Below are 22,203 nucleotides of genomic sequence, written 5' to 3'. Positions count from 1 at the left end.
CCATCCGTGAAGTCACGGTCACCGGACACCATATTCGTTCCAACCACTATCTGGGAGTTTCGTCCCGCGACCACGGTGGCAAGGTTTGGCACGACACGACGGACTCGTTGTCCGGTGCGCGACAGTGTCCACTCCGGACCATCGTTCTGGCAAGTCGCTCGCAGTTCGCACAATGATTACCGTGGGTGACCGAATTTCGATCGACGTTTTTCGATCATAGACCGTAACGACTTTAGGCCGCCTTAAGAAGGACGACCCGGACTGGCGCATCCTGCGGAACATTCCGTAACGTGCCCGGCATGGCATTTCGGAGCTGGCTGAAGCTGTTGGCCGCCACCACCATGGCCGCCGCCGTCGTCGGCGCAGGTCAACTCGGCATCGCTTACGGGCTCGGCATGGTGCGGCTCGACCAGACTCTGGAAGTCACCCAGCGTGATCAGTGGACAGCGCAACTCGCCTGGGTCGCGTGGATCACGATGTCCGCCGCGGCGATCGGCGCCGTGGTCGCCACCGGGCTCCGGCCCCGCTGGTCGCCCCGCCCGGTCGGCGCCGCCGGTTCCCTCGCCATGGGCCTGGCCGCCGGCTTCGGCGCCCTCGCCGTACTGCCGCTGACCATGCAGCCGGCCCGCGCCGCCCACATCGCCGGTGTGCAGCCGGTCGTGGTCATCGGCATCTGCGCCGCGCTCGCCGCCGCGGTCGGCATCTTCGCCGCGGCCGCCGCCGCCGCGAAGCCCGTGGCCCGCTGGAGCGTCGCCACCCTGAGCGTCATCGTCTGGGTCGTCGCGCTGATCTCCGTCGTGCCGTCCCTGCTGCCCGGCGAGACCCCGGTCGCGGCCCGCCTCGGCGTGCTCGAGGGCAGGCTCATCCCGGCCGCCGCCACCGAGCACACGCCGTTCGTCACGATGCCCGTCCTGGCGCTGCTCACCGGCCTGATCCTCGGACTGGTGGCCCGCGGCCGGAAACTGTCCACCTTCGCGGTGGCGCTCAGCGGCCTGGCCGGCCCGGTGCTGCTGACCCTCGCCTATCTGATCGCCGGCCCCGGTTCGGCGGCCGGCTTCGAGCTCAGCCCGTACTGGGCGGCCATGACCGCGGCCGGCGCCGGCGTGCTCGGCTCGGTCCTGGCCGCGATCGTCCGCGGCGGCGGCGCCGAGCCGGCCCCCGCCGCGGAGCCGGACGCCCCCGCCGACGACTCCCCCGCCGACGCCAAGCCCGAGCCCGTCTCCGGCCGCGCCAGCCTGCCCCGCCGGGACGTTCCGGTGCAGTCGGCGATCGCCGCCGCCGCGGCCGTCGCGGCCCAGCGCCCCGAGGACCAGCTCCGGCCGTCCGACACCGGCGTGTTCACCGTGGGCGCCGGGGACCGCCCGCACCCGTTGCAGGACCTGGCCGCGGCGGCGCCCGTCTCGCCGTTCACCTCCGGCACCGGATCCCCGTTCGGTCAGGCACCGTCCGGCGACGCCGAGCCGCGCTTCTCCGGGCAGCAGCCCGCCAAGCGCGGCATGGGCGCCGGCCTTCGGCGCGGATGGCGTACGCGGCGCGGCGCTCCCGAGGCCCCCGCGCCGTCCCCGGCCCTGACCGGTGACACCGGTTCGTTCAACGGTTTCACGGCCGGGCCGCCCGGCCCCCGGGTGGGCGTCGACACCGCCGAGCACCCGCGGGTGGCGACGCGCGCCCCGCTCACCCCCGAGCCGACCCCGATCAGCGCCCCGCTGCCGCAGCCCCAGCCGATCGCCCCGCCGCCGGTCGCCCCGGCCCCCGCCCAGCGCGGCGCGATGGGCCGCAAGGAGGAGGACTACGTCGACTGGGTGAACCGGCTCGGCAACTGACCACCCCGTAAAACATCGGCGAACGCCGATGGAATGATGGGTTTGAGAGGTACCGCCGCCCCTACCGAGCGGTGACGATTGTCGATGTCCGGGTCCCCCCTCGACGGCATCGGAGTCCGATCATGATCACTCGTATCGGCCGCTTCCTCTCCCAGTTCGCCCTCGTCTTCGCGTTGGCCGGCACGGCCCTGGCAGCCCCCGCGGTAGTGGCCCCCACCACGACCGACGCGGCCTACGCCGCTGTCTACAGCAGCTGCACCATCAGCCGCTGCTCGGCCGCCCGCACCGCGTTCACCGGCTGGCAGTCCCTGGGCTGGCCCACCACCGCCGGCTGGTACTCCTGGCCGTACGGCAACTACAACTACACCGGCGGCCGGTTCTACAACCGCGAGGGCCAGCTCCCGTCCGCCACCTACAGCGAGTACGACGTCTACTCCCGCAACCGCGGGGCCGCCCGCGACGCCTACCGCATCGTCGTCAACCGCAGCACCCGCGTCGCCTACTTCACCCCGGACCACTACGTCACGTTCTACAAGCTCTGAAACGTACGCGGTGGCCGCCCCCTGGCGGCCACCGCGCCGCATTCCGCTAGGCCGTCGGCGTGACCGGCAGGTAGACCCGCCCGCCGGCCGACACGAACTCCTCGGACTTGGCCTTCATCCCCGCCGCCCGGATCTCGTGGCTGATCCGCAGGGAACAGAACTTCGGCCCGCACATGGAGCAGAAGTGCGCCGTCTTGGCCGGAGCCGCCGGCAGCGTCTCGTCGTGGTAGGCGCGAGCGGTCCCGGGGTCGAGCGCCAGCTCGAACTGGTCCTCCCAGCGGAAGTCGAACCGGGCCCGGGACAGCGCGTCGTCCCACTCCTGCGCCCCCGCGTGCCCCTTCGCCAGGTCGGCCGAGTGTGCCGCGATCTTGTACGCGATCATCCCGGCCTTGACGTCCTCCTTGTTCGGCAGCCCCAGATGCTCCTTGGGCGTCACGTAGCAGAGCATCGCCGTACCGAACATCCCGATCATCGCCGCCCCGATGGCCGACGTGATGTGGTCGTAGGCGGGCGCGATGTCGGTGGCGAGCGGCCCGAGCGTGTAGAACGGCGCCCCCGAGCACAGCTCCTGCTGGAGATCCACGTTCTCCTTGATCTTATGCATGGGTACGTGTCCCGGCCCCTCGACCATGACCTGGACGTCGTACTCCCACGCGATGTGCGTCAGCTCCCCGAGGGTCCGCAGTTCGGCGAACTGCGCCTCGTCGTTGGCGTCCGCGATCGACCCGGGCCGCAGGCCATCCCCGAGCGAGAACGTGATGTCGTACTCCCGGAAGATCTCGCACAGCTCCCGGAAGTGCGTGTAGAGGAAGTTCTCCCGGTGCTCGGCGAGACACCAGGCCGCCATGATCGACCCGCCGCGCGACACGATCCCGGTGATCCGCTCAGCGGCCAGCGGCACATAGGCGAGCAGTACGCCCGCGTGGATCGTCATGTAGTCGACGCCCTGTTCAGCCTGCTCGATGACGGTCTCCCGGAAGATCTCCCAGGTCAGCTTGAGCGGATCCCCCTTGACCTTCTCCAGCGCCTGGTAGAGCGGCACGGTTCCGATCGGCACCGGCGAGTTCCGGACGATCGCCTCCCGGGTCTCGTGGATGTGCGGCCCGGTGGACAGGTCCATCACCGTGTCGGCGCCCCACTGGGTGGCCCAGGTGAGTTTCTCCACCTCCTCGTCGACGGACGAGGTGACCGCCGAGGTGCCGATGTTCGCGTTGACCTTCACGAGGAACCGGGACCCGATGATCATCGGCTCGGACTCGGGGTGGTTCCGGTTGGCCGGCAGCACGGCCCGCCCGGCCGCGATCTCGTCCCGGACGACCTCCGGCGCGACGCCCTCGCGGACCGCGACGTACTCCATCTCCGGCGTGACGACCCCGGCCCGCGCGCTGGCGAGCTGGGTGCGGCCGGTCTGCCAGGGTTTCCGGAGCGGCGGCAGCCCGACCGCGGGTTCGCTGCCGGGACCGGATGTGTCGTAGAGCCGCACCGGCGGGTGGTCGCCGGTGAGCACCACCTCGGTGAACGGCACCCGGATGTCCGGGCGGGGACCTTCCACGTAGACCTTGCGCCTCACGAGACCTCCCAAAGTAGTACAAACCCGGCATCGCATGGCAGCAGGCATCCTCGACCGCCGCCCCGGCCGGAAGATCTAGACGGACCAGCCGAAGTGGTCCAGCGGCCCGGGTCCCGCCCCGAGCCGCCACTGAGCGCCACCACGCAGGCCGCGATTCACGTACTCCTTGGCCGCCGCGACCGCCTCCGGAACCGGATCACCGGCCGCCAGCCGCACCGCGATCGCCGACGAGAAGGTGCAGCCCGAGCCGTGGTTGTTCACGGTCGCCACCGGCTCCCCGCGCAGCGGCACGGTCCGGCCCGCGTGATGCAGGACGTCGAGTGCCAGCTCACTCCCGGTGACCACGACGGCGCGCGGCCCACGCGCCGCGAGCTCGGCCGCCGCCGAGACCATCTCCTCGGCCGTCTCGATCACCCTTCCGAGGAGGGCGCCGGCCTCGTGCCGGTTCGGTGTCAGGACGCAGGGGTACGCCGTGAGCACCCCGACCACGTCCACCTCACCGAGCCGGCTGCCCGCGGTGGCCACCAGAACCGGATCGACGACGAGGTTCGGCAGCTCGGCCGCACGGGCGGCGATCACCTTGGCCACCGCCGGGTCGGAGATCATCCCGACCTTCACGGCGGCCACCGGCAGGTCCGACAGCACGGCGTCGAGTTGCGCGGCGACGATCTCGGCGGGCACCGGATGGATGGCCGTGACGCCGAGCGTGTTCTGCGCCGTGATCGCCGTGATCACCGACGTCCCGAAGGCCCCCAGCGCCGCGAACGTCTTCAGGTCCGCCTGGATCCCGGCGCCCCCGCCGGAGTCCGACCCGGCGATCGTCAACACCACCGGCGGGGTCACCACCCACCCCCGCGGCTGGCCGTGGGCGCTGTCTCGACGGGCGCGAAACAGCCCGGAGAGCCGGCCGGGACGGCGGCGGCGAACGCGGTCGCCAGTTCCCGGGCCGTCGACTCGGGGTCGGGTGACCGCATCAGCGCGCCCATCACCGCGACCCCCGCCGCTCCGGCCGCCGCACAGTCGGCCGCCCGCGACGGCGAGTCGATCCCGCCGAGCGCCAGCCAGGGCACCGGCGCACGCAACTCGGCGGCCCCCGTGGCCCCGAGCGCGGGACCGTACCCCGGCTTGGACTCGGTGAGGTAGACCGGCGAGACCGTCACGTAGTCCACACCGGACAGCGACTCGGTCCCGTGCCAGGAGCGGCCCACCAGCGGGATCCCGGACGGCAGCGGATCGCCACCGGCCAGGTGCACGGCGTCGCCGCCCAACGGGTCCGGGCCGGCGACGATCAACCGGCCCGGGGGCAGCGACGATCGCAACTCGGCTGCCAGGGCCGCGCGTTCGGCGTACCGGAGATCGCGCTCACGCAGAATGACCCACGCCGCGCCGCCGCGGACCGTCGCCGCGACCACCTGGGACAACGGCCCGGCGGCGGACCGCCGATCGGTGAGCACGACGAGCCCGCCGGGGGTCACCATTCGGCGATCCCGTCGTCCTGGGTGGACGCCAGCGCGTGGAAGCGGCGTGGGATCCGCCCGGCGGCGCGGGCGAGCCGGCCGGCCGTGACCGCGTGCCGCATCGCCGCGGCCATCGCCGCCGGGTCGTCGGAGCGGGTGATGGCGCTGGCGATCAGGACCGCGTCGCAGCCGAGCTCCATGGCGAGGGCGGCGTCCGAGGACGTGCCGATCCCGGCGTCGAGAACCACCGGCACGTCGACGCTCTGCACGATCAACTCGATGTGGTGCGGGTTGGAGATCCCCAGCCCGGAGCCGATCGGCGAACCGGCCGGCATGACGGCGGCACACCCGGCGTCGGCCAGGCGGCGGGCCAGGATCGGGTCGTCACTGGTGTACGGCAGGACCGTGAACCCGTCCGCCACCAGGATCTCCGCGGCCTTGAGCAGTTCCACACCGTCCGGCAGCAGGGTCCGCTCGTCGCCGATCACCTCCAGCTTGATCAGCTCGGTCTCGAACGCCTCCCGGGCCATCTGCGCGGTCTTGACCGCGTCCCCGCTGGTGTAGCAGCCGGCCGTGTTGGGCAGCACCCGCACGCCGAGCCGGTCGAGCATCGGCAGCAGTCCGGGCCCGGCCGCGTCGACCCGGCGCAGCGCCACGGTGACCAGCGTGGTCTCGGACGCGACGACGGCCTCCTCCAGGGCGGCGAGACTGTTCGCCCCGCCGGTGCCGAGGATCAGCCCGTTCTCCGGAAGGAACATCGTCACCCTCCCTGCGCCGCGGTGAGGACCTCGATCCGGTCGCCGTCGGCTAGGTCGACCTGCCCCCACGCGGACCGTGGCACGACCGTCCCGTTGACCGCCACGGCGACCCCGCGCTGGGCCGCGATGATCTCGGCGACCAGGGTCGCCACCGAGCAGGTGCCGGACCGGTCCTGGGTCTGGCCGTTGATCGTCAGCTTCATCCGAACCTCCCGGGCGCGAACGCTTCCAGCAGTGGGTCCGCCGAGCCGGTGAGCACCAGGTCGGCGATGAGTCGTGCGGTGATCGGGGCGAGCAGGATCCCGTTGCGGTGGTGGCCGGCCGCGACCACGGTGCGGTGGCTGTCGTCCAGGAACCCGAGCAGCGGCGCGTTGTCCGGGCTGCCCGGCCGGTGACCCACGGTCCATTCGGTGATCTCGTGCTCGGCCAGGCCGGGCACCAGGTCGAGGGCGGCCCGCAGCAGGTCGTGCACACCGCCCGCGGTGAGCTGCCGGTCGGCGCGCTCCTCCTGGGTGGCGCCGACCACGACCTCACCGTCGGCGCGCGGGACCAGGTAGACGTGGCGTCCGTCGGCCGCGCCGTCGATCACGTGGCGGAGCAGGCCGGGTTCACCGCGCAGGCGCAGGACCTGGCCCTTCACCGGCCGGATCGGCAGCCCGGTGAGGGTGGCGGTCCCGCAGCCGGCCGCGACCACGGTCACCTCGGCCTCCAATTCTGACAAGTCGGAAATACTCCGAGAGCGGATACGACCTTCCAAGAAAGCTCGCAACGCCGCGACCACCTTGCGCGGATCGACCTGGATCTCGGTCGGCGCGAAGACCCCGGCCCGCACCCGCGGCGACAGCGCCGGCTCGAGGTCCCGCAGCTGGGACCCGCTGAGCCGGGCAAGTTTCTGGTGCTTCCACTCGCGTGCGCAATCGGCCACGTCATCGGCGGTGAGCGCCACCGAGAGGGTGCCCGCCTCGTCGTAGCCGACGTCACCGAGCCGCGCGGCGAACGACGGCCACAGCTCGCCGGAGGCCTCCAGCAGGCGGGTGAGGTGCGGGTATTCGAAGGCCGACTCACCACCGGGCGCAAGCATCCCGGCCGCGACGTGCCAGGCCCCGTCCGTCCCGGCGGGCGCCGGGTCGTAGACGGTGACGTCGGCCCCGCGGTCGAGCAGCTCGGCGGCGATGGCGAGCCCGATGATGCCGCCCCCGACGACGGCGACGCGCGGGCCGACTTCGGCGCCGACCGAAATCGGGTCCGGGGCCGCGGTGGATCCGGCGGTCATGGCAGAACCGCCAGGAATTCCGCGGCAGCTCCCTTCGGGTCCGCCGCGAAGGCGGAGACCGCCGCCACACCGTGCACCGCGAGAAGCGGCACCCGGTCAGCGGTGATCCCACCGATCGCGAGGACCGGCGTACCCGGAACCGCCTCGGCGACCGCGGCGATCGCGGCCGGCCCGAGCGGTGGTGGCAGCCCGTCCTTCGTGGAGGTGTGGAACGCCGGCCCGGCACCGAGGTAGCTCGCTCCGGCGGCGACGGCCGCCCGCGCGGCCGCGGGTGTCCGGCAGGTGGCGCCGACGATCGCGGCCGGCCCGAGAACCTGCCGGACGACCTCGACCGGCAGGTCGTCGGCGCCGACGTGGACGCCGTCCGCGCCCGCCGCGAGAGCCACCCCGACGCGGTCGTTGACCAGCACCATCGTGCCGGCCGGGCGACAGATCTCGACGGCGGCGACGGCCAGTTCGTACGCCTGGGCGTCGTTGGTCTTCACCCGGATCTGCACCGCGATGTCATCGAGCCCCGCGACACCACGCACCACATCAAGTGTGTCTGTTATGACATGGATACGGGGAAAGGCGATGCGCATGAAGCACTCCTCCCTGCGCCGGCATGACCCGGATCAGGTTCGACGGTCGGGGGCCGCATCAGCCCCCCTCTCAGCCCGGTGCCCGGACTCCCGTGGGTTGGTCGTAACCGGACCATAACTGGTCCGTGACCGGAAAATCTAGCGGACGTCCCAGACCGGTTCAGGGACCTCGACAACTTCGTTGTCGCCCCTGAACAGCAGGAAACGGTCGAAGGACCTGGTGAACCAGCGGTCGTGGGTGACAGCCATCACCGTGCCGTCGAACGCCTTCAGCCCCTCCTCCAGCGCCTCCGCCGAGGCCAGGTCCAGGTTGTCGGTGGGCTCGTCGAGCAGCAGCAGGGTGGCCCCCGACAGCTCCAGCAGCAGCACCAGGAACCGCGCCTGCTGCCCACCGGAGAGCGTGCCGAACCGCTGGTCGCCCTGGGCCGCCAGCTCGTACCGGTTGAGCGCCTTCATGGCACCGGCCCGGTCCATCCCGGACCGGTGCTCGTCGCCCCGCCACAGGATCTCGACCAGCGTCTTCTCCACCAGCTCCGGCCGGTCGTGGGTCTGCGAGAAGTGCCCGGGCCGGACCCGCGCGCCGAGCCTCGCCACCCCGTCGTGTGCCACGTACGCCAGCGGCGCCCCGTCCACCGGCTTGTGCTCCAGATCCGGGTCGCTGCCGCCGGCCGCGAGCAGCCGCAGGAAGTGCGACTTGCCGGTGCCGTTGGCGCCCAGCACCGCGACCCGGTCGCCGTACCAGATCTCCACGTCGAACGGGAACGTCAGGTTCTCCAGCTCGAGCTGCTCGCAGATGACCGCCCGCTTCCCGGTCCGCCCACCGCGCAGGTTCATCTTCACGGCCTGGTCCTTGGGCGGCAGTGGCGGCGGCCCGGCCTCCTCGAACTTGCGGAGCCGGGTCTGCGCGGCCTGGTAGCGCGAGGCCAGCCCGTCGTTGAAGGCCGCCTTGTTCCGCAGCGTGAGGACGAGTTCCTTGAGCTTCTCGTGCTCCTCGTCCCAGCGCCGCCGGTTCTCCTCGAGCCGCTCGTGGCGGTGACCCCGGGCCTCGTGCCAGGAGGCGAACCCGGCCGGATGGGTCCACGCGCCGCCGCCCTCGACGGCGACCACCCGGTCCGCGGTCTGGGCCAGCAGCTCCCGGTCGTGCGAGACGTACAGCACCGACTTGTTCGACTCGCGCAGCCGCTGCTCCAGCCAGCGTTTCGCGGGCACGTCGAGGAAGTTGTCCGGCTCGTCCAGCAGCAGCACCTCGTCGGCGCCGCGGAGCAGCAGGTCGAGGGCGAACCGCTTCTGCTCGCCGCCGGAGAGGGTCCGCACGATCCGGTGCCGGGTCTCCTCCCACGGCCGGCCGAGGATGGACACCGCCACCGTGTCGAACAGCACCTCGGCGTCGTATCCGCCGACCTCACCCCAGCCGGCGAGCGCGTTCGCGTACGCGATCTGGGTCTTCTCGGTCTCGTCGAGGGCCGCGGTGGCCGTGCTCAGTCGCTCGCCTGCCGCGCGCAGCGCCGGTGGCACGAGAGAAAGAGCAAGATCCTCGAGGGTACGGTCGTCGCCGATCATCCCGATGAACTGCCGCATGACACCGAGCCCACCGGATCGCGCGATCACGCCGCTCTGGGTCGGGATGTCGCCCGCCACCATCCGCATGAGCGTGGTCTTGCCGGCGCCGTTGGGCCCGACCAGCGCCACCTTCGCGCCCTCGCCGACCCGGAACGACACGTCGGTGAAGAGCTCACGCCCGTCCGGGAGCACGAACCCGGCGCCGGCGACATCCACGTAACCCATGCCGGGCATCCTCCCTGTACAGGCCGATTCAGTCAGTCGATTTTCCGGTGACCCGCAGCACCCGGAAGCCTCGCTGGCTGGCCGTCCGCTCGACCGTCCAGCCGAGCCCGGCGAGCCAGGAGTGCAGCGAGTCGCCACCCAGGTTCCGGTTGATCACCAGCCAGGCGACCCCGTCCGGGGCGAGCCGGGGCAGCCAGCTCTCCAGCAGCGTGTGCAGCCCGGCCTTGCCGATGTGGGTGGGCGGGTTGCTCCAGATCTCGGTGAAGGTGACGTCGGCCGGCACCTCCTCCGGGGCCCGCACCAGCACCCGGCCGGCCAGACCGAGCCGTTCGGCGTTCTCGCTCGCCAGGTCACGGGCCCGCGCGTTGACGTCGACGGCGTAGACGGTGACGCCCGGCGCCTCACTGGCCAGCACGCACGCGATCGGGCCGTAGCCGCAGCCCAGGTCGAGCAGGGCGCCCTCGGTGGACGTGCCCGGCAACCCGGCCTTGCGCAGCAGGACCGCGGTGCCCGGGTCGAGCCGGCCGGCCGAGAAGACCCCGGAGGCGACGGCCAGACGGTAGTCCCGGCCGGCGACGTTGAACTCGATCTCGCCCCGGCGCATCGGCGCGTCCGGCTCGGCGGAGAAGTAGTGGTCGGCGCTCACCGGCCAAGTCTCCCGCGCAATGGTGAACATGACGGCGGCGGGGTGGCGGACACCGTGTGCGTTCATAGATCAGTGTGCGCGCCTAGCTTGAGCGGATGCGGCACGCCACCCCCGGCCTGATCCGGCTTTCCGCGCCGAGCCGGCATCGACGGCCGGCGCGGTCCCAACGGCACGCCTGGCGTGAGCCGTACCGGACCGCTCACCTGCTGACCCGCGGTCTGGCCGCGCTCATCGTGCTCGGCATCTGCGTCATGCTGGGCGTCCTGTTCGTCGCCGACGAGCGCGACACCACCCCACGCCGGCTCGCCGCCGCCGAGATCGACCAGCTCATCGCCTCACGCGCGGTGGATCCGGAGCCGCTCACCGAGGCCGAGGTCTTCCCCAGCGGCTCCACCGCCTTCGGCGTACAGGAGACCGGCCTCACGGCCGACTGCACGGTCGCGGTCACCGGCGCCCTGCGTTTCACCCTTCAGCGGTACGGGTGCTCGCAGGCGGTCCGGGCCGCCCTCACCGTCCCGTACGCCGACTACCGGGTGACCGCCGGCATGCTGAACCTGTCCGATGCCACCGGCGCGACGGCCGTCGGCGACCAGGTCCGCTCCCTGGTCGAGTCGGGTGACGGCGGGTTCGCGCAGATGTCCGGTGAGGCGACCGGCGCGGGCACCCCGGTGGTGTGGCGGACCCGCGGCCACTACCTGATGTACTGCGTGATCACCGGCCCGGACGGCGCCCTGGTCCCCGCCGACGAACCGCAGCTCGACCAGCTCACCCACGACCTGCTCGACGTCTACCTGAGCGAGACCGTCCTGTCCCGCCGGGTCTGAGTTCCGGGTCAGGCGCGCAGGCGGCGGGTCGCCTCGGCGCGGGAGGCATACTCGGCCTCGCCCGGATACCCGACCGCCACCAGGGTGAGCCCGTGCGCCGGGGCCACCACCACGTCGTTGGACCGCTGCCGCAGGGTGAGCAGCTTGGCCGGCCACTCCGGGTCCCGGCGACCGTCCCCCACCGTGAGCATCGCCCCGACCAGGCTGCGCACCATGGCCTGGCAGAACGCGTCGGCCTGCACGGTCGCCACGCAGACCCCGTCCGGGTCGCGGCGCCAGTCCAGCCGGTTGATCGCCCGGATCGTGGTGGCGTGCTCCTTGCGCTTGCAGAACGCCGCGAAGTCGTGCTCGCCCAGGAGCCCGGCCGCGGCGGCGTTGAGCCGGTCCAGGTCGAGCGGGCGCACCCAGCCGAGGGTGTCGTGGCGCCGCAGCGGCTCCGGACCCCACGGGGTGTCCGCGACGCGGTACTCGTAGCGCCGGAAGGTGGCCGAGAACCGGGCGTCGAAGGTGTCCGGCACCGGCGCCAGCGCCCGCACCCGGGCGTCCGGCGGCATCAGCGCGGCGAGACGCCGCAACAGCGACGACTCCAGCTCGGTCCAGCGCTCGGCCGGCAGGTCCACGTGGCAGACCTGGCCGGTGGCATGCACCCCGGCGTCGGTGCGGCCGGCCACGGTGAGCCCGAGCGCCGTCTCCGGCCCCAGCAGGCGGGCGAAGGCCTCGATCAAAACCCCGGCGACGGTACGGCGTGACGGTTGTGCCGCCCAGCCGGAGAAGTCGGCGCCGTCGTACGACACGTCCAGGCGCAGCCGAACCGTCTCCGTCATTACCGTCCTCGCCCGTACGAATGAATGGTCCTGCAGAGAAAGGCCCGGCACCCAGAGTGGGTGCCGGGCCTCTCAGCGATCAAACTCAGGCCTTGGGCTCGTCGCCCTCGGCCTTGTCGCCCTCGGCGCCCTTGTCACCGGAAGCGGAGACCGGCGGCTCGGCGTCCTGGTCGGCGTCGGTGCTGGCGGGCACCTCCTCCTCGGGCGCGAGCGCCTCGACCTTGGCCTGCTGCGCGGCGGCCTTGCGGGCCTCCTTCGACGGGCCGGAGGTGGTGGCCGCGACCTGCAGCTCCTCGACCAGCTCGATGACCGCCATGGGGGCGGCGTCACCCTTGCGGGGGCCGATCTTGGTGATGCGGGTGTACCCACCGGGGCGGTTGGAGTACCGCGGAGCGATCTGCTCGAACAGGGCGTACACGACGTCCTTGTCCTTCACGGTGGCCAGCACCCGGCGACGGGCGTGCAGGTCGCCGCGCTTGGCCTTCGTGACGAGCTGCTCAGCCAGCGGGCGCAGCCGCTTGGCCTTCGACTCGGTGGTCTTGATCTTCCCGTGCCGGAAGAGCTCGGTGGCCAGGTTGGCCAGGATGAGCTTCTCGTGAGCCGGGCTGCCGCCGAGGCGGGCACCCTTGGTGGGCGTGGGCATTTCAGATGCTCCTTGAGAAAAGGCGCAGCCGAGCTCTTAGAGCTGCTCGGTCTCGCGGTAGTCGTCGGTGTCGTAGTCCACGTCGCCGAACGAGTCGACCACGTGCGCGGGATCGAAGGACGGCGCGCTGTCCTTCAGGCCCAGGCCCATTCCGGCGAGCTTCATCTTGACCTCGTCGATCGACTTCTGGCCGAAGTTCCGGATGTCCAGAAGGTCGGCCTCGGTACGCCCTATCAATTCGCCCACCGAGTTGATGCCCTCGCGCTTGAGGCAGTTGTACGACCGGACGGTGAGGTCCAGCTCCTCAATCGGAAGGGCCAGGTCGGCAGCGAGCTGCGCGTCCTGCGGCGACGGGCCGATGTCGATGCCCTCGGCGGTCTCGTCCAGCTCGCGGCACAGGCCGAAGAGCTCGACGAGGGTCGAGCCGGCCGAGGCCAGCGCGGTCCGGGGGGAGATCGACGCCTTCGACTCGACGTCGATGATCAGGCGGTCGAAGTCGGTGCGCTGCTCGACACGGGTCGCCTCGACGCGGTAGGTGACCTTGAGCACCGGCGAGTAGATCGAGTCGACCGGGATGCGGCCGATCTCGGCGCCGGCGTTCTTGTTCTGCGCCGCGGTGACGTAGCCACGACCGCGCTCGACGGTCAGCTCCATGTCCAGCCGGCCCTTGCTGTTCAGGGTCGCCAGCTTCAGATCGGGGTTGTGCACCGAGACACCGGCCGGGGGCTGGATGTCGCCGGCGGTCACGTCGCCCGGGCCCTGCTTACGCAGGTACATGCTGACCGGCTCGTCGTGCTCGGAGCTGACGGTCAGTTCCTTGACGTTCATGACCAGCTCGACCACGTCCTCCTTGACACCGGGGATCGTGGTGAACTCGTGCAGCACGCCGTCGATCTTGATGCTGGTGACCGCCGCGCCCGGGATGGACGACAGCAGGGTCCGCCGCAGTGAGTTACCGAGGGTGTAACCGAAGCCCGGCTCCAGAGGCTCGATGGTGAACCGGGAGCGGGTCTCGCTGAGCGACTCCTCCGAGAGGGTCGGCCGCTGGCTGATGAGCACGCTGTTCTTCTTTCTGTCGGGCCACCCGCTATTTGATGGCCGTCCGTTTTGCCCGGCGCCTCGAGAGAGACGCCGGGCAACCCTGTTACTTGGAGTAAAGCTCCACGATCAGCTGCTCCTGGACCTGGGTGTCGATGACACCGCGGGCCGGAAGCGTGTGGACCAGGATCTTCATCTCGCTGGGGATCGGCTCGAGCCACGCCGGGACCGGCCGGGAGCCGGCCTGCGCCTGCGCAACGACGAAGGGCGTGAGCTCCTTCGACTTCTCGCGCAGGGTGACGATGTCCTTTTCCTTCACCCGGTACGAGGGGATGTCCACCTTGACGCCGTTGACCAGGAAGTGGCCGTGCTTGACCAGCTGCCGGGCCATGTCGCGGGACGCGGCGTAGCCGGCCCGGTAGACGACGTTGTCGAGGCGGGACTCGAGGATCTGGAGGAGCACCTCACCGGTCTTGCCGGGCTTGGTGACAGCCTCCTCGTAGTAACCGCGGAACTGCTTCTCGAGCACGCCGTACGCGCGGCGCGCCTTCTGCTTCTCACGGTGCTGGAGCAGGTACTCGGTCTCCTTGGTCCGACCGCGGCCGTGCTGGCCGGGCGGGAAGGGACGCGACTCGAACGGGCACTTCGGCCCGTCGCACTTGCTCCCCTTGAGGAACAGCTTCATCTTCTCGCGGCGGCACCGCTTGCAGTCCGCTCCGGTGTAGCGAGCCATCTCAGCTCCTCCTTAAACCCGGCGGCGCTTCGGCGGGCGGCATCCGTTGTGCGGCTGCGGCGTGACGTCGGAGATCTGCCCGACCTCGAGGCCGGCGGCCTGCAGCGAACGGATGGCGGTCTCCCGGCCGGAACCGGGGCCCTTGACGAAGACATCGACCTTGCGCATGCCGTGCTCCATGGCACGACGGGCGGCCGCCTCGGCAGCGAGCTGCGCGGCGAACGGGGTCGACTTGCGGGAGCCCTTGAAGCCCACCTGCCCGGACGACGCCCAGGAGATGACCGCACCGGTCGGGTCGGTGATCGACACGATGGTGTTGTTGAAGGTGCTCTTGATGTGCGCCTGCCCGTGGGCGACGTTCTTGCGTTCCTTGCGCCGGACCTTCTTTACAGCGGCCCCAGCGCGTGCCTTCGGTGGCATAAGTCAGTGCGCTCCTATTACTTCCGACCGGGCTTCTTCTTACCGGCGACCGTGCGCTTCGGACCCTTGCGGGTACGAGCGTTGGTACGGGTCCGCTGGCCCCGGACGGGCAGACCCTTGCGGTGGCGGATACCGGCGTAGCAGCCGATCTCGACCTTGCGGCGGATGTCCGCGGCGACCTCGCGGCGCAGGTCGCCCTCAACCTTGAAGTTGGACTCGATGTAGTCGCGGAGCTGAACCAGCTCCTCGTCCGAGAGGTCCTTGGCGCGCTTGTTCAGGTCAATCGCGGTCGCGGTCAGTGCCTCGACCGCGCGCGTACGGCCGATGCCGTAGATGTAGGTGAGCGCGATCTCCATCCGCTTTTCGCGGGGAAGATCGACGCCGACGAGACGAGCCATTGCTGGGCGTACTCCTCGTTGTGATCGCGGAGGTCTGTGCCCGTCCCACCCCACCTGCCCTGGCGGGCCCCGGCCTCCGACCGGGGGTACAGCCGTGGACGACCACGACTGGGACGAGCTTCTTCAGTGGTGCGGATCCTGCGCGGGACTCAGCCCTGGCGCTGCTTGTGGCGCGGGTCGGTGGAGCAGATGACCATGACCCGGCCGTGCCGCCGGATGACCCGGCAGTTGTTGCAGATCCGCTTGACGCTCGGCTTGACCTTCACGGTTTGCCTTAACTCTCAGTCAGACGGGTGGGAAAACCCCGCGACCCTCGTTTACTTGTAGCGGTAGACGATGCGCCCACGGGTCAGGTCGTACGGCGACAGCTCGACGACGACCCTGTCCTCGGGAAGGATGCGGATGTAGTGCTGGCGCATCTTCCCGGAGATGTGTGCCAGGACCTTGTGACCATTGGCGAGCTCCACGCGGAACATAGCGTTCGGCAGAGGCTCGATCACTCGGCCTTCGATCTCGATGGCTCCGTCTTTCTTTGGCATGTCCTCCGCTACCTGACATCGGGTTCTTGGGGCAGGCTTGCGCAACGTCGTTTCCGGGTCGAAATGACCCGGACCAGCCACGGCTCCCCCGGTTCCTCGAAGCGCTTGAGGACATGAGGGAGTGGACGCTACGCGCCAGCGAGCCAGTCTACGCGCCTGTAACAGCGACGCCAAACCGAGGGTTGCGTAACCCGCTGTCGGGCGTGTTCCTGACAGACAACTCGACCATATCGGCCTTAGTGGCGTCGTTTCCCGAACTGGGCGAAGAAGGCGAAGACAACCGGGATCAACACCCAGCCGGGCCAGAAATACTGGAGCTCCCCCGAGCCCAGACTGCTCATCGCCCAGACCAGCGTGCAGACCACGAAGACCGCCAGCATGCCCGGGAAGCCGGAGCGCCCCTGATGCTTCGAGGCCGGCTTCTCGACCGGCCCGGAAACCCCTTCATGGGGCACGACCTGCGACTTCTCCACCGGGATGGTGCCGGGCAGGTCGTCGAGCAGCCCGTCCAGGTCCCCGTAGGTCCTCGCCGCGTAGGCCCGCTGGACGCGGTCGTCGTACTCGCTCAGATCCAGCCGGCCCTCGTCGAGCGCCGCCTTCAGCTGGTCGGCGACCTTCTGCCGGTCGCTGTCGCCGGCCCGCATCCCCTCATGCCCCATGCGTCACAGCATGCCAGGGACGGGCCACCGCGATCTATGCCTGCCGGGCGGTCACCAGTTCACCCAGACGAGCCCGGCCACCGTCCGGCGCCGTGGTCACCCAGACCCCGTCCTCCATCAGCGCCATGGTGTGCTCGACGTGCGCGGCACGCGACCCGTCCCGGGTCACCACGGTCCAGCCGTCCTCCAGCTCCACGGTCCGCGGCGAGCCCATCGTGATCATTGGTTCGATCGCCAGGGCCAGGCCCACCTCGAGGCGGATGCCCCGGCCCGGCTTGCCGTGGTTCAGCACGTGCGGGTCCTGGTGCATCTCGGTGCCGATGCCGTGGCCGCCGTAGCCGTCGACGATCCCGTACCGGCCGGCCTTGCGGATCGACCGCTCGATGTTGAACGAGATGTCGGTCAGCTTGCCCCGGCCGTTGGCGATCCCGCGGGCCGCCGCCGCGATCCCGGCCCACATCGCGTCCTCGGCCACCTCGGCCATCCGCAGCAGCGCCGGGTCGGTCTCACCCACGCCGACCGTGATCGCCGAGTCGCCGTGCCAGCCCTCCAGGATCGCGCCGCAGTCCAGCGAGATCAGATCGCCCTCCCGGAGCACCTGTTCGGCACTCGGGATACCGTGCACCACCTGCTCGTTCACCGAGGCGCAGATCGACGCCGGGAAGCCGTGGTAGCCCTTGAAGGACGGGATCGCGCCGGCGTCCCGGATCACCTTCTCGGCGATGGCGTCCAGGTCGGCGGTGGAGACACCCGGAGCGACCGCTGCGCGCATCGCGTCCAGAGCCGCGGCGACGACCAGACCGGCCGCCCGCATCTTCTCGATCTGCTCGGGAGTCTTCAGCTGAATGTTCAGCTCTTGGCGGCGCATGGCGGTGAGCCTAACCCTCTTCGTCCTAGAAATGCCGCCGCCCCGGGATACCCCGGGGCGGCTCGGTGAATCGGTCGGCGGACTCAGCCGCCGTACGACCGGAGAGCGTCGATCGCGCGCACGGTGACGTCCTCCACCGGGCCGGTGGCGTCGATGCCCACCAGCTTGCCCTGGGCGCCGTAGAAGTCGATCAGGGGCGCGGTCTTGTCCGCGTACTCCACGAGACGGTTGGCGATCGTCTCGGCCTTGTCGTCGTCGCGCTGGAACAGCTCGCTGCCGCAGCGGTCGCAGATGTCCGGCTTGCTGGTGGGGTCGAACTCGACGTGCCAGATCTTGCCGCAGCCCCGGCAGGTACGCCGGCCGGACAGCCGCCGGATGACCTCGTCGTCGTCGACCACGAGCTCCATCACGATGTCCAGCGCGGTGCCCAGGTCCGCCAGCAGCTTGTCCAGGGCCGAGGCCTGCGGCACGGTGCGCGGGAAGCCGTCCAGCAGGAAACCGTCGCTCGCGTCCGGCTCGGCGAGCCGGTCGCGCACCATGTTGATGGTGACCTCGTCCGGGACCAGTTGCCCGGCGTCCATGTAGCGCTTGGCCTCGACGCCCAGCGGCGTCCCCTGCGACACGTTCGCCCGGAAGATGTCCCCGGTCGAGATCTTCGGTACGGCGAGATGGGCGGCGATGAACTCAGCCTGGGTCCCCTTGCCGGCCCCCGGAGGGCCCACCAGTACCAGCCGCACCTACATCGCCTCGCTTCGGTCCTGAGAAACCACGCCCACCGACGCCAGAGCCCCCCCGGCCCCGCGTACCCACTACCGGAGGAACCCTTCGTAGTTCCGCTGCATGAGCTGGCTCTCGATCTGCTTCACCGTCTCCAGACCCACACCCACCATGATCAGCACCGCGGTACCACCGAACGGGAAGTTCTGGTACTGCTGCTGGTTCAGCCAGATGAAGAAGAAGTTCGGCAGGACCGAGATCAGACCAAGGTACAGCGCACCCGGCAGGGTGATCCGGCTGAGGATGAAGTCCAGGTAGTCGGCGGTCGGCTTGCCCGGGCGGATACCCGGAACAAAACCACCGTACTTCTTCATGTTCTCCGCGACCTCGGTCGGGTTGAACGTGATCGACACGTAGAAGTACGTGAAGAAGATGATCAGCAGGAAGTAGACCGCGATGTACAGCCAGTGGGTCGGGTTGGCCAGGTAGTTCTGGATCCAGACCTGGTAGCCCTTGAGCTTGTTCTGGTCGAAGAACTGCAGGTAGAGCTGCGGCAGGTAGAGCAGCGAGGACGCGAAGATGACCGGGACGACACCCGCCTGGTTCACCTTGAGCGGGATGTAGGTCGAGGTTCCGCCGTACATCCGCCGGCCGATCATGCGCTTCGCGTACTGGACCGGGATCCGGCGCTGCGCCTGCTCGATGAAGACGACCAGCGCGATGATGACCAGGACCAGGCCGATCACCAGGAAGAACTTGCCAGTGCCGCTGGACTCCTTGATGCTCCAGCCCTCACCGGGGAGGCGGGCCGCGATCGAGGTGAAGATCAGGACGGACATGCCGTTGCCGACGCCGCGGTCGGTGATCAGCTCGCCGAGCCACATGACCACGCCGGTGCCGGCGGTCATCGTCATCACGAGCAGGCTCAGCGTGAGCCACATCGGGATGCCGGTGTTCTCGGGGATGATCTGGTAGGCCGGGTCGTCCTGGTCGCACATGTTGTTGAACAGCTGACCGGTACGGGCGAGCGCCACGAACGCCGACGCCTGGAGCACGGCCAGGCCGAGCGTCAGGTAGCGGGTGTACTGCGTGATCTTCGCCTGGCCGGACTGACCCTCCTTGCGAAGCTGCTCCAACCGCGGGATGACCACGGTGAGCAGCTGCAGGATGATCGACGCCGTGATGTACGGCATGATGCCCAGCGCGAACACGGACAACTGCAGGAGCGCGCCACCGCTGAACAGGTTCAGCAGGTTGAGAACGCCGTTCGTGTCGGACTCGGTGAGCTTGATGCAGGCCTGAACGTTGGAGTACGACACGCCCGGACTGGGCAATGTGGCACCGAAACGGTAGATCCCCACAATCGCTACCGTGAAGAGTAGCTTCTTCCGCAGGTCAGGCGTCCGAAGCGCGCTCGAGAAGGCGGACAACAACTGATCCTCCTGCGTGGTCGCCACACTCTGGGTTGCGGTATCCCGGAACTTCGGGCACACATCATTGAGCAGCCGTATAGGCCGCCAGCGGAGCACTGTATCAGCAAGGCCGAGAGCGCAACCACCGGCATCGCACCGGCCGATGTCCCAGTACAACACAAGTGTCCGGCTTCATGGCTGAACCGGGTGCTTGCGCGCCCGATCGAAATGCCCGCCCCACCCTACGGCACGGGCCGGAAGGCGTCCCCAAGCCATCGAAGACAGCCACTATACGCCACCGGGATTTCAGTCAAACGGCCTGAGACGGCCGTCACGGCGCTCTGACCGCTCACCCGATGGGCAACGCGTCCTCAGCGCAATCCGGGCCTCACGCGCCGCACAGGGCCGTTTACGCCACTTCCGGAACAACGGAAGAGGCCGCGGCGCCGGGTTCCCCCGGCACCGCGGCCTCTTACCGTTTCACGCCCTACAGCTCGGTGGCGGAACCACCGGCAGCGGCGATCTTCTCCTTGGCCGACTCGCTGAACGCGTGCGCCGAGATGGTCAGCGACACGCCGCCCAGCTCGCCCGAGCCCAGAACCTTCACCGGCTGGCCCTTGCGGACCGCGCCGGCCTCGACGAGCTCGGCCGGGCCGATCTCGCCGCCGTTCGGGAACAGCTCGGCCAGCCGGTCCAGGTTGACCACCTGGAAGACGACCTTGTTGCGGGGCCGGTTGCCCAGCCCCTTGATCTTCGGGAGCCGCATGTGGATGGGCATCTGCCCACCCTCGAACGACGCCGGGGTGTTCTTCCGAGCCCCGGTGCCCTTGGTACCGCGGCCCGCGGTCTTACCCTTCGAACCCTCACCACGACCCACGCGGGTCTTGGTGGTCTTCGCACCGGGCGCCGGGCGAAGGTGGTGGACCTTGATCCCCATTTACTCGACCTCCTCGACAGTGACGAGGTGGTTCACGGCGAAGATCATGCCCCGAATCTCGGGACGGTCCTCCTTGACCACCACATCGTTGATCCGCTTCAGGCCGAGCGACCGCAGGGACTCCCGCTGGTTCTGCTTACGGCCGATACCGGACCGGATCTGGGTGACCTTCAAGCGCGCCATCAGTGCACCGCCGCTTCCGCACGCGCCGCCAGCATGGCGGCAGGCGCCACATCCTCGACCGGCAGGCCGCGACGCTTCGCGACCATCTCCGGCGACTCGAGGCCCTTCAGAGCGGCCACGGTGGCGTGCACGATGTTGATCGGGTTCGACGAGCCGAGGCTCTTCGACAGGATGTCGTGGATGCCCGCGCACTCGAGCACGGCACGCACCGGGCCACCGGCGATGACGCCGGTACCGGCAGAGGCCGGCTTGAGCAGCACGACGCCGGCCGCCGCCTCACCCGTGATGGGGTGAGGGATGGTCGCGCCGATCCGCGGAACCTTGAAGAAGTGCTTCTTGGCCTCCTCGACGCCCTTGGCGATCGCCGCGGGCACCTCCTTGGCCTTTCCGTAGCCGATACCGACGGTGCCGTCACCGTCGCCGACGATCACCAGGGCGGTGAAGCTGAAGCGACGACCACCCTTGACGACCTTCGCGACACGGTTGATCGCGACGACCCGCTCCAGGTGCGGGGTCTTCTCGACGGGCGCGTTGCCGCGACCGCCCTCACGGCGGTTGTCCCTGCGGTTGCCACCCTCGGTGTTACCGCCGGACCCGCCGCCTCGGCGCTGCTGACCAGGCATTGGTCAATCCCTCCTAGAACTCGAGTCCGGCTTCGCGAGCGGCGTCCGCGAGCTTGGCGATGCGGCCCGCGTACTTGTTGCCACCCCGGTCGAAGACGACCTTGGAAATCCCCGCGGCCTTGGCCCGCTCCGCGAGCAGCGCACCGACCTTGCCGGACAGCGCGGTCTTGTCGCCCTCGGTGCCCCGGATCGAAGCGTCGAGGGTGGAGGCCGACGCCAGGGTGTGACCCTTGAGGTCGTCGATGATCTGCGCGGTGATGTGCCGCGCGGAGCGGGTGACGACCAGGCGGGGACGCTCGGCGGTGCCGCGGACGTTCTTGCGGACCCGGAAGTGCCGACGCGCCTTGCCGACGGCACGCTTGGCGGCGACGCCGCCGCCGTTGCGGCGCTTGAGCAGCGTGGCGGTCACTTCTTACCTGCCTTTCCAGCCTTGCGGCGGATGACCTCGCCCTGGTACTTGACGCCCTTGCCCTTGTAGGGCTCCGGCGGACGGATCTTGCGAATGTTCGCGGAGACCTCGCCCACCAGCTGCTTGTCGATACCAGTGACGGTGAACTGGGTCGGCTTCTCGACGGAGAAGGTGATGCCCGCCGGCGCCGGAACCAGGACCGGGTGCGAGAAGCCCAGGGCGAACTCGAGGTCCTTGCCCTTGGCGGTCACGCGGTAACCGGTGCCGTTGATCTCGAGCGTCTTCTTGTAGCCCTCGGTGACGCCGATGATCATGTTGGCGACCAGGGTACGAGAGAGGCCGTGCAGTTCCTTGGCCTTGCGCTCGTCGTTGGGGCGGTTGACGACCAGCTCGCCGCCGTCCTGCGAGACCGTGATCGGCTCGGCGACGGTGTGCGAGAGCTCGCCCTTGGGGCCCTTGACCTTGACGGTCTGCCCCGTGATGGTGACGTCGACGCCGGCCGGGACCGGGATCGACTTACGTCCGATTCGCGACATGTCTA

General features: G+C 70.0%; 29 protein-coding genes and 1 riboswitch. Of the genes, 3 read left to right on the top strand and 26 right to left on the bottom strand.

The annotated features are described in order from the left end of the window. Window positions 1-299: 299 nt before the first annotated feature. On the top strand, window positions 300-1,823 hold the full coding sequence (locus IEZ13_RS21975; protein ID WP_183222861.1) for a hypothetical protein: 1,524 nt from the start codon (window positions 300-302) through the stop codon (window positions 1,821-1,823). A gap of 122 nt (window positions 1,824-1,945) precedes the next feature. Then, window positions 1,946-2,365 (top strand): ribonuclease domain-containing protein, encoded by a 420-nt coding sequence (locus IEZ13_RS21970; RefSeq protein WP_183222860.1) that lies wholly within the window; start codon window positions 1,946-1,948, stop codon window positions 2,363-2,365. Window positions 2,366-2,411: 46 nt separating this feature from the next. On the opposite strand, the gene thiC is transcribed toward IEZ13_RS21970, so the two are convergent. The 9 genes from thiC to IEZ13_RS21925 form a co-directional block, all read right to left on the bottom strand. Beyond that, entirely contained in the window at window positions 2,412-3,971 is a 1,560-nt protein-coding gene (gene thiC, locus IEZ13_RS21965; RefSeq protein ID WP_306421538.1) for a phosphomethylpyrimidine synthase ThiC, read from the bottom strand. Between the two features lie 39 nt (window positions 3,972-4,010). Continuing rightward, window positions 4,011-4,778, bottom strand: coding sequence for a bifunctional hydroxymethylpyrimidine kinase/phosphomethylpyrimidine kinase (gene thiD / locus IEZ13_RS21960; protein WP_183222858.1), 768 nt, complete (start codon window positions 4,776-4,778; stop codon window positions 4,011-4,013). After that, window positions 4,775-5,413 (bottom strand): thiamine phosphate synthase, encoded by a 639-nt coding sequence (locus IEZ13_RS21955; RefSeq protein ID WP_183222857.1) that lies wholly within the window; start codon window positions 5,411-5,413, stop codon window positions 4,775-4,777. Before IEZ13_RS21955 ends, thiD begins: the two co-directional genes overlap by 4 nt. Continuing rightward, on the bottom strand, window positions 5,407-6,150 hold the full coding sequence (locus tag IEZ13_RS21950; protein WP_183222856.1) for a thiazole synthase: 744 nt from the start codon (window positions 6,148-6,150) through the stop codon (window positions 5,407-5,409). Before IEZ13_RS21950 ends, IEZ13_RS21955 begins: the two co-directional genes overlap by 7 nt. A gap of 2 nt (window positions 6,151-6,152) precedes the next feature. Next, window positions 6,153-6,353 carry a sulfur carrier protein ThiS gene (gene thiS, locus IEZ13_RS21945; protein WP_183222855.1) on the bottom strand — a complete coding sequence of 67 codons (201 nt, stop codon included), beginning with the start codon at window positions 6,351-6,353 and terminating at the stop codon, window positions 6,153-6,155. After that, window positions 6,350-7,423, bottom strand: coding sequence for a glycine oxidase ThiO (gene thiO / locus IEZ13_RS21940; RefSeq protein WP_183222854.1), 1,074 nt, complete (start codon window positions 7,421-7,423; stop codon window positions 6,350-6,352). Before thiO ends, thiS begins: the two co-directional genes overlap by 4 nt. Beyond that, on the bottom strand, window positions 7,420-8,004 hold the full coding sequence (locus tag IEZ13_RS21935; RefSeq protein ID WP_183222853.1) for a thiamine phosphate synthase: 585 nt from the start codon (window positions 8,002-8,004) through the stop codon (window positions 7,420-7,422). Before IEZ13_RS21935 ends, thiO begins: the two co-directional genes overlap by 4 nt. Beyond that, a riboswitch (TPP riboswitch) is annotated at window positions 7,998-8,108 on the bottom strand. It overlaps the preceding gene by 7 nt. Window positions 8,109-8,142: 34 nt before the next feature. Further along, complete coding sequence (locus tag IEZ13_RS21930) at window positions 8,143-9,789, bottom strand: ABC-F family ATP-binding cassette domain-containing protein (RefSeq protein ID WP_183222852.1); 1,647 nt, start codon at window positions 9,787-9,789, stop codon at window positions 8,143-8,145. A gap of 28 nt (window positions 9,790-9,817) precedes the next feature. Next, window positions 9,818-10,435, bottom strand: a complete 618-nt coding sequence (locus IEZ13_RS21925; protein WP_183222851.1) for a class I SAM-dependent methyltransferase — start codon at window positions 10,433-10,435, stop codon at window positions 9,818-9,820. 95 nt (window positions 10,436-10,530) lie between these two features. On the opposite strand from IEZ13_RS21925, the gene IEZ13_RS21920 reads away from it, so the two are divergent. Beyond that, on the top strand, window positions 10,531-11,259 hold the full coding sequence (locus IEZ13_RS21920; RefSeq protein ID WP_183222850.1) for a hypothetical protein: 729 nt from the start codon (window positions 10,531-10,533) through the stop codon (window positions 11,257-11,259). A gap of 8 nt (window positions 11,260-11,267) precedes the next feature. On the opposite strand, the gene truA is transcribed toward IEZ13_RS21920, so the two are convergent. The 17 genes from truA to rplF form a co-directional block, all read right to left on the bottom strand. Continuing rightward, window positions 11,268-12,083, bottom strand: coding sequence for a tRNA pseudouridine(38-40) synthase TruA (truA, locus tag IEZ13_RS21915; RefSeq protein ID WP_183222849.1), 816 nt, complete (start codon window positions 12,081-12,083; stop codon window positions 11,268-11,270). An 85-nt stretch (window positions 12,084-12,168) separates the two neighbouring features. Continuing rightward, window positions 12,169-12,726, bottom strand: coding sequence for a 50S ribosomal protein L17 (gene rplQ / locus IEZ13_RS21910; RefSeq protein WP_183222848.1), 558 nt, complete (start codon window positions 12,724-12,726; stop codon window positions 12,169-12,171). A 36-nt stretch (window positions 12,727-12,762) separates the two neighbouring features. After that, entirely contained in the window at window positions 12,763-13,785 is a 1,023-nt protein-coding gene (locus IEZ13_RS21905) for a DNA-directed RNA polymerase subunit alpha (protein WP_093618743.1), read from the bottom strand. Window positions 13,786-13,870: 85 nt separating this feature from the next. After that, entirely contained in the window at window positions 13,871-14,497 is a 627-nt protein-coding gene (rpsD, locus tag IEZ13_RS21900; protein ID WP_183222847.1) for a 30S ribosomal protein S4, read from the bottom strand. Between the two features lie 12 nt (window positions 14,498-14,509). Further along, window positions 14,510-14,917 (bottom strand): 30S ribosomal protein S11, encoded by a 408-nt coding sequence (gene rpsK, locus IEZ13_RS21895; protein ID WP_014440747.1) that lies wholly within the window; start codon window positions 14,915-14,917, stop codon window positions 14,510-14,512. A 17-nt stretch (window positions 14,918-14,934) separates the two neighbouring features. Further along, on the bottom strand, window positions 14,935-15,315 hold the full coding sequence (gene rpsM / locus IEZ13_RS21890; protein WP_183222846.1) for a 30S ribosomal protein S13: 381 nt from the start codon (window positions 15,313-15,315) through the stop codon (window positions 14,935-14,937). 149 nt (window positions 15,316-15,464) lie between these two features. Then, the gene (rpmJ, locus tag IEZ13_RS21885) at window positions 15,465-15,581 is read right to left on the bottom strand and encodes a 50S ribosomal protein L36 (protein WP_014440745.1); all 117 of its coding nucleotides are present in this window, start codon (window positions 15,579-15,581) and stop codon (window positions 15,465-15,467) included. Window positions 15,582-15,632: 51 nt separating this feature from the next. Beyond that, window positions 15,633-15,854, bottom strand: coding sequence for a translation initiation factor IF-1 (infA, locus tag IEZ13_RS21880; protein WP_007073013.1), 222 nt, complete (start codon window positions 15,852-15,854; stop codon window positions 15,633-15,635). Window positions 15,855-16,090: 236 nt separating this feature from the next. Then, a complete protein-coding gene (locus tag IEZ13_RS21875; protein WP_229794868.1) occupies window positions 16,091-16,513 on the bottom strand; it encodes a DUF1707 SHOCT-like domain-containing protein in 423 nt (140 codons plus the stop codon). A gap of 34 nt (window positions 16,514-16,547) precedes the next feature. Continuing rightward, window positions 16,548-17,381: a type I methionyl aminopeptidase gene (map, locus tag IEZ13_RS21870; protein WP_183222845.1), complete on the bottom strand. Its 834-nt coding sequence runs from the start codon at window positions 17,379-17,381 to the stop codon at window positions 16,548-16,550. 83 nt (window positions 17,382-17,464) lie between these two features. Continuing rightward, on the bottom strand, window positions 17,465-18,118 hold the full coding sequence (locus tag IEZ13_RS21865; RefSeq protein ID WP_183222844.1) for an adenylate kinase: 654 nt from the start codon (window positions 18,116-18,118) through the stop codon (window positions 17,465-17,467). Window positions 18,119-18,190: 72 nt separating this feature from the next. Continuing rightward, window positions 18,191-19,531: a preprotein translocase subunit SecY gene (gene secY, locus IEZ13_RS21860; protein ID WP_183222843.1), complete on the bottom strand. Its 1,341-nt coding sequence runs from the start codon at window positions 19,529-19,531 to the stop codon at window positions 18,191-18,193. 466 nt (window positions 19,532-19,997) lie between these two features. Then, window positions 19,998-20,447 (bottom strand): 50S ribosomal protein L15, encoded by a 450-nt coding sequence (gene rplO, locus IEZ13_RS21855; protein ID WP_183222842.1) that lies wholly within the window; start codon window positions 20,445-20,447, stop codon window positions 19,998-20,000. Next, window positions 20,448-20,630 carry a 50S ribosomal protein L30 gene (rpmD, locus tag IEZ13_RS21850; RefSeq protein ID WP_183222841.1) on the bottom strand — a complete coding sequence of 61 codons (183 nt, stop codon included), beginning with the start codon at window positions 20,628-20,630 and terminating at the stop codon, window positions 20,448-20,450. Continuing rightward, a complete protein-coding gene (gene rpsE, locus IEZ13_RS21845; RefSeq protein ID WP_106315548.1) occupies window positions 20,630-21,253 on the bottom strand; it encodes a 30S ribosomal protein S5 in 624 nt (207 codons plus the stop codon). The genes rpmD and rpsE overlap by 1 nt, the downstream gene beginning before the upstream one ends. A 13-nt stretch (window positions 21,254-21,266) precedes the next feature. After that, on the bottom strand, window positions 21,267-21,662 hold the full coding sequence (gene rplR, locus IEZ13_RS21840) for a 50S ribosomal protein L18 (protein WP_443611879.1): 396 nt from the start codon (window positions 21,660-21,662) through the stop codon (window positions 21,267-21,269). After that, window positions 21,659-22,198 carry a 50S ribosomal protein L6 gene (gene rplF / locus IEZ13_RS21835; protein WP_183222840.1) on the bottom strand — a complete coding sequence of 180 codons (540 nt, stop codon included), beginning with the start codon at window positions 22,196-22,198 and terminating at the stop codon, window positions 21,659-21,661. Before rplF ends, rplR begins: the two co-directional genes overlap by 4 nt. Window positions 22,199-22,203: the final 5 nt, after the last annotated feature.

The sequence above is a fragment of the Actinoplanes campanulatus genome (genome assembly GCF_014647795.1).
In the GTDB taxonomy this organism is placed as follows: Bacteria; Actinomycetota; Actinomycetes; order Mycobacteriales; family Micromonosporaceae; genus Actinoplanes; species Actinoplanes campanulatus.
The sequence above is the reverse complement of the archived record's forward strand: the minus strand, read 5'-3'. Positions and strand labels throughout refer to the sequence as shown.

What these genes read in the sequence shown, in the direction of transcription:
- map (WP_183222845.1), bottom strand. Translation starts at nt 17,381, where the DNA reads ATGCGCCGCCAAGAGCTGAACATTCAGCTGAAGACTCCCGAGCAGATC.
- rpsD (WP_183222847.1), bottom strand. Translation starts at nt 14,497, where the DNA reads ATGGCTCGCTACACCGGAGCGGACTGCAAGCGGTGCCGCCGCGAGAAG.
- rplF (WP_183222840.1), bottom strand. Translation starts at nt 22,198, where the DNA reads ATGTCGCGAATCGGACGTAAGTCGATCCCGGTCCCGGCCGGCGTCGAC.
- IEZ13_RS21875 (WP_229794868.1), bottom strand. Translation starts at nt 16,513, where the DNA reads ATGGGGCATGAGGGGATGCGGGCCGGCGACAGCGACCGGCAGAAGGTC.
- rpsM (WP_183222846.1), bottom strand. Translation starts at nt 15,315, where the DNA reads ATGGCTCGTCTCGTCGGCGTCGATCTTCCCCGCGAAAAGCGGATGGAG.
- rpmD (WP_183222841.1), bottom strand. Translation starts at nt 20,630, where the DNA reads ATGGCGCGCTTGAAGGTCACCCAGATCCGGTCCGGTATCGGCCGTAAG.
- IEZ13_RS21975 (WP_183222861.1), top strand. Translation starts at nt 300, where the DNA reads ATGGCATTTCGGAGCTGGCTGAAGCTGTTGGCCGCCACCACCATGGCC.
- rplO (WP_183222842.1), bottom strand. Translation starts at nt 20,447, where the DNA reads ATGGGGATCAAGGTCCACCACCTTCGCCCGGCGCCCGGTGCGAAGACC.
- thiO (WP_183222854.1), bottom strand. Translation starts at nt 7,423, where the DNA reads ATGACCGCCGGATCCACCGCGGCCCCGGACCCGATTTCGGTCGGCGCC.
- IEZ13_RS21920 (WP_183222850.1), top strand. Translation starts at nt 10,531, where the DNA reads ATGCGGCACGCCACCCCCGGCCTGATCCGGCTTTCCGCGCCGAGCCGG.
- IEZ13_RS21930 (WP_183222852.1), bottom strand. Translation starts at nt 9,789, where the DNA reads ATGGGTTACGTGGATGTCGCCGGCGCCGGGTTCGTGCTCCCGGACGGG.
- IEZ13_RS21950 (WP_183222856.1), bottom strand. Translation starts at nt 6,150, where the DNA reads ATGTTCCTTCCGGAGAACGGGCTGATCCTCGGCACCGGCGGGGCGAAC.
- truA (WP_183222849.1), bottom strand. Translation starts at nt 12,083, where the DNA reads ATGACGGAGACGGTTCGGCTGCGCCTGGACGTGTCGTACGACGGCGCC.
- thiS (WP_183222855.1), bottom strand. Translation starts at nt 6,353, where the DNA reads ATGAAGCTGACGATCAACGGCCAGACCCAGGACCGGTCCGGCACCTGC.
- thiC (WP_306421538.1), bottom strand. Translation starts at nt 3,971, where the DNA reads ATGCGATGCCGGGTTTGTACTACTTTGGGAGGTCTCGTGAGGCGCAAG.
- IEZ13_RS21955 (WP_183222857.1), bottom strand. Translation starts at nt 5,413, where the DNA reads ATGGTGACCCCCGGCGGGCTCGTCGTGCTCACCGATCGGCGGTCCGCC.
- rplQ (WP_183222848.1), bottom strand. Translation starts at nt 12,726, where the DNA reads ATGCCCACGCCCACCAAGGGTGCCCGCCTCGGCGGCAGCCCGGCTCAC.
- rpsE (WP_106315548.1), bottom strand. Translation starts at nt 21,253, where the DNA reads ATGCCTGGTCAGCAGCGCCGAGGCGGCGGGTCCGGCGGTAACACCGAG.
- IEZ13_RS21935 (WP_183222853.1), bottom strand. Translation starts at nt 8,004, where the DNA reads ATGCGCATCGCCTTTCCCCGTATCCATGTCATAACAGACACACTTGAT.
- IEZ13_RS21970 (WP_183222860.1), top strand. Translation starts at nt 1,946, where the DNA reads ATGATCACTCGTATCGGCCGCTTCCTCTCCCAGTTCGCCCTCGTCTTC.
- rpsK (WP_014440747.1), bottom strand. Translation starts at nt 14,917, where the DNA reads ATGCCACCGAAGGCACGCGCTGGGGCCGCTGTAAAGAAGGTCCGGCGC.
- infA (WP_007073013.1), bottom strand. Translation starts at nt 15,854, where the DNA reads ATGCCAAAGAAAGACGGAGCCATCGAGATCGAAGGCCGAGTGATCGAG.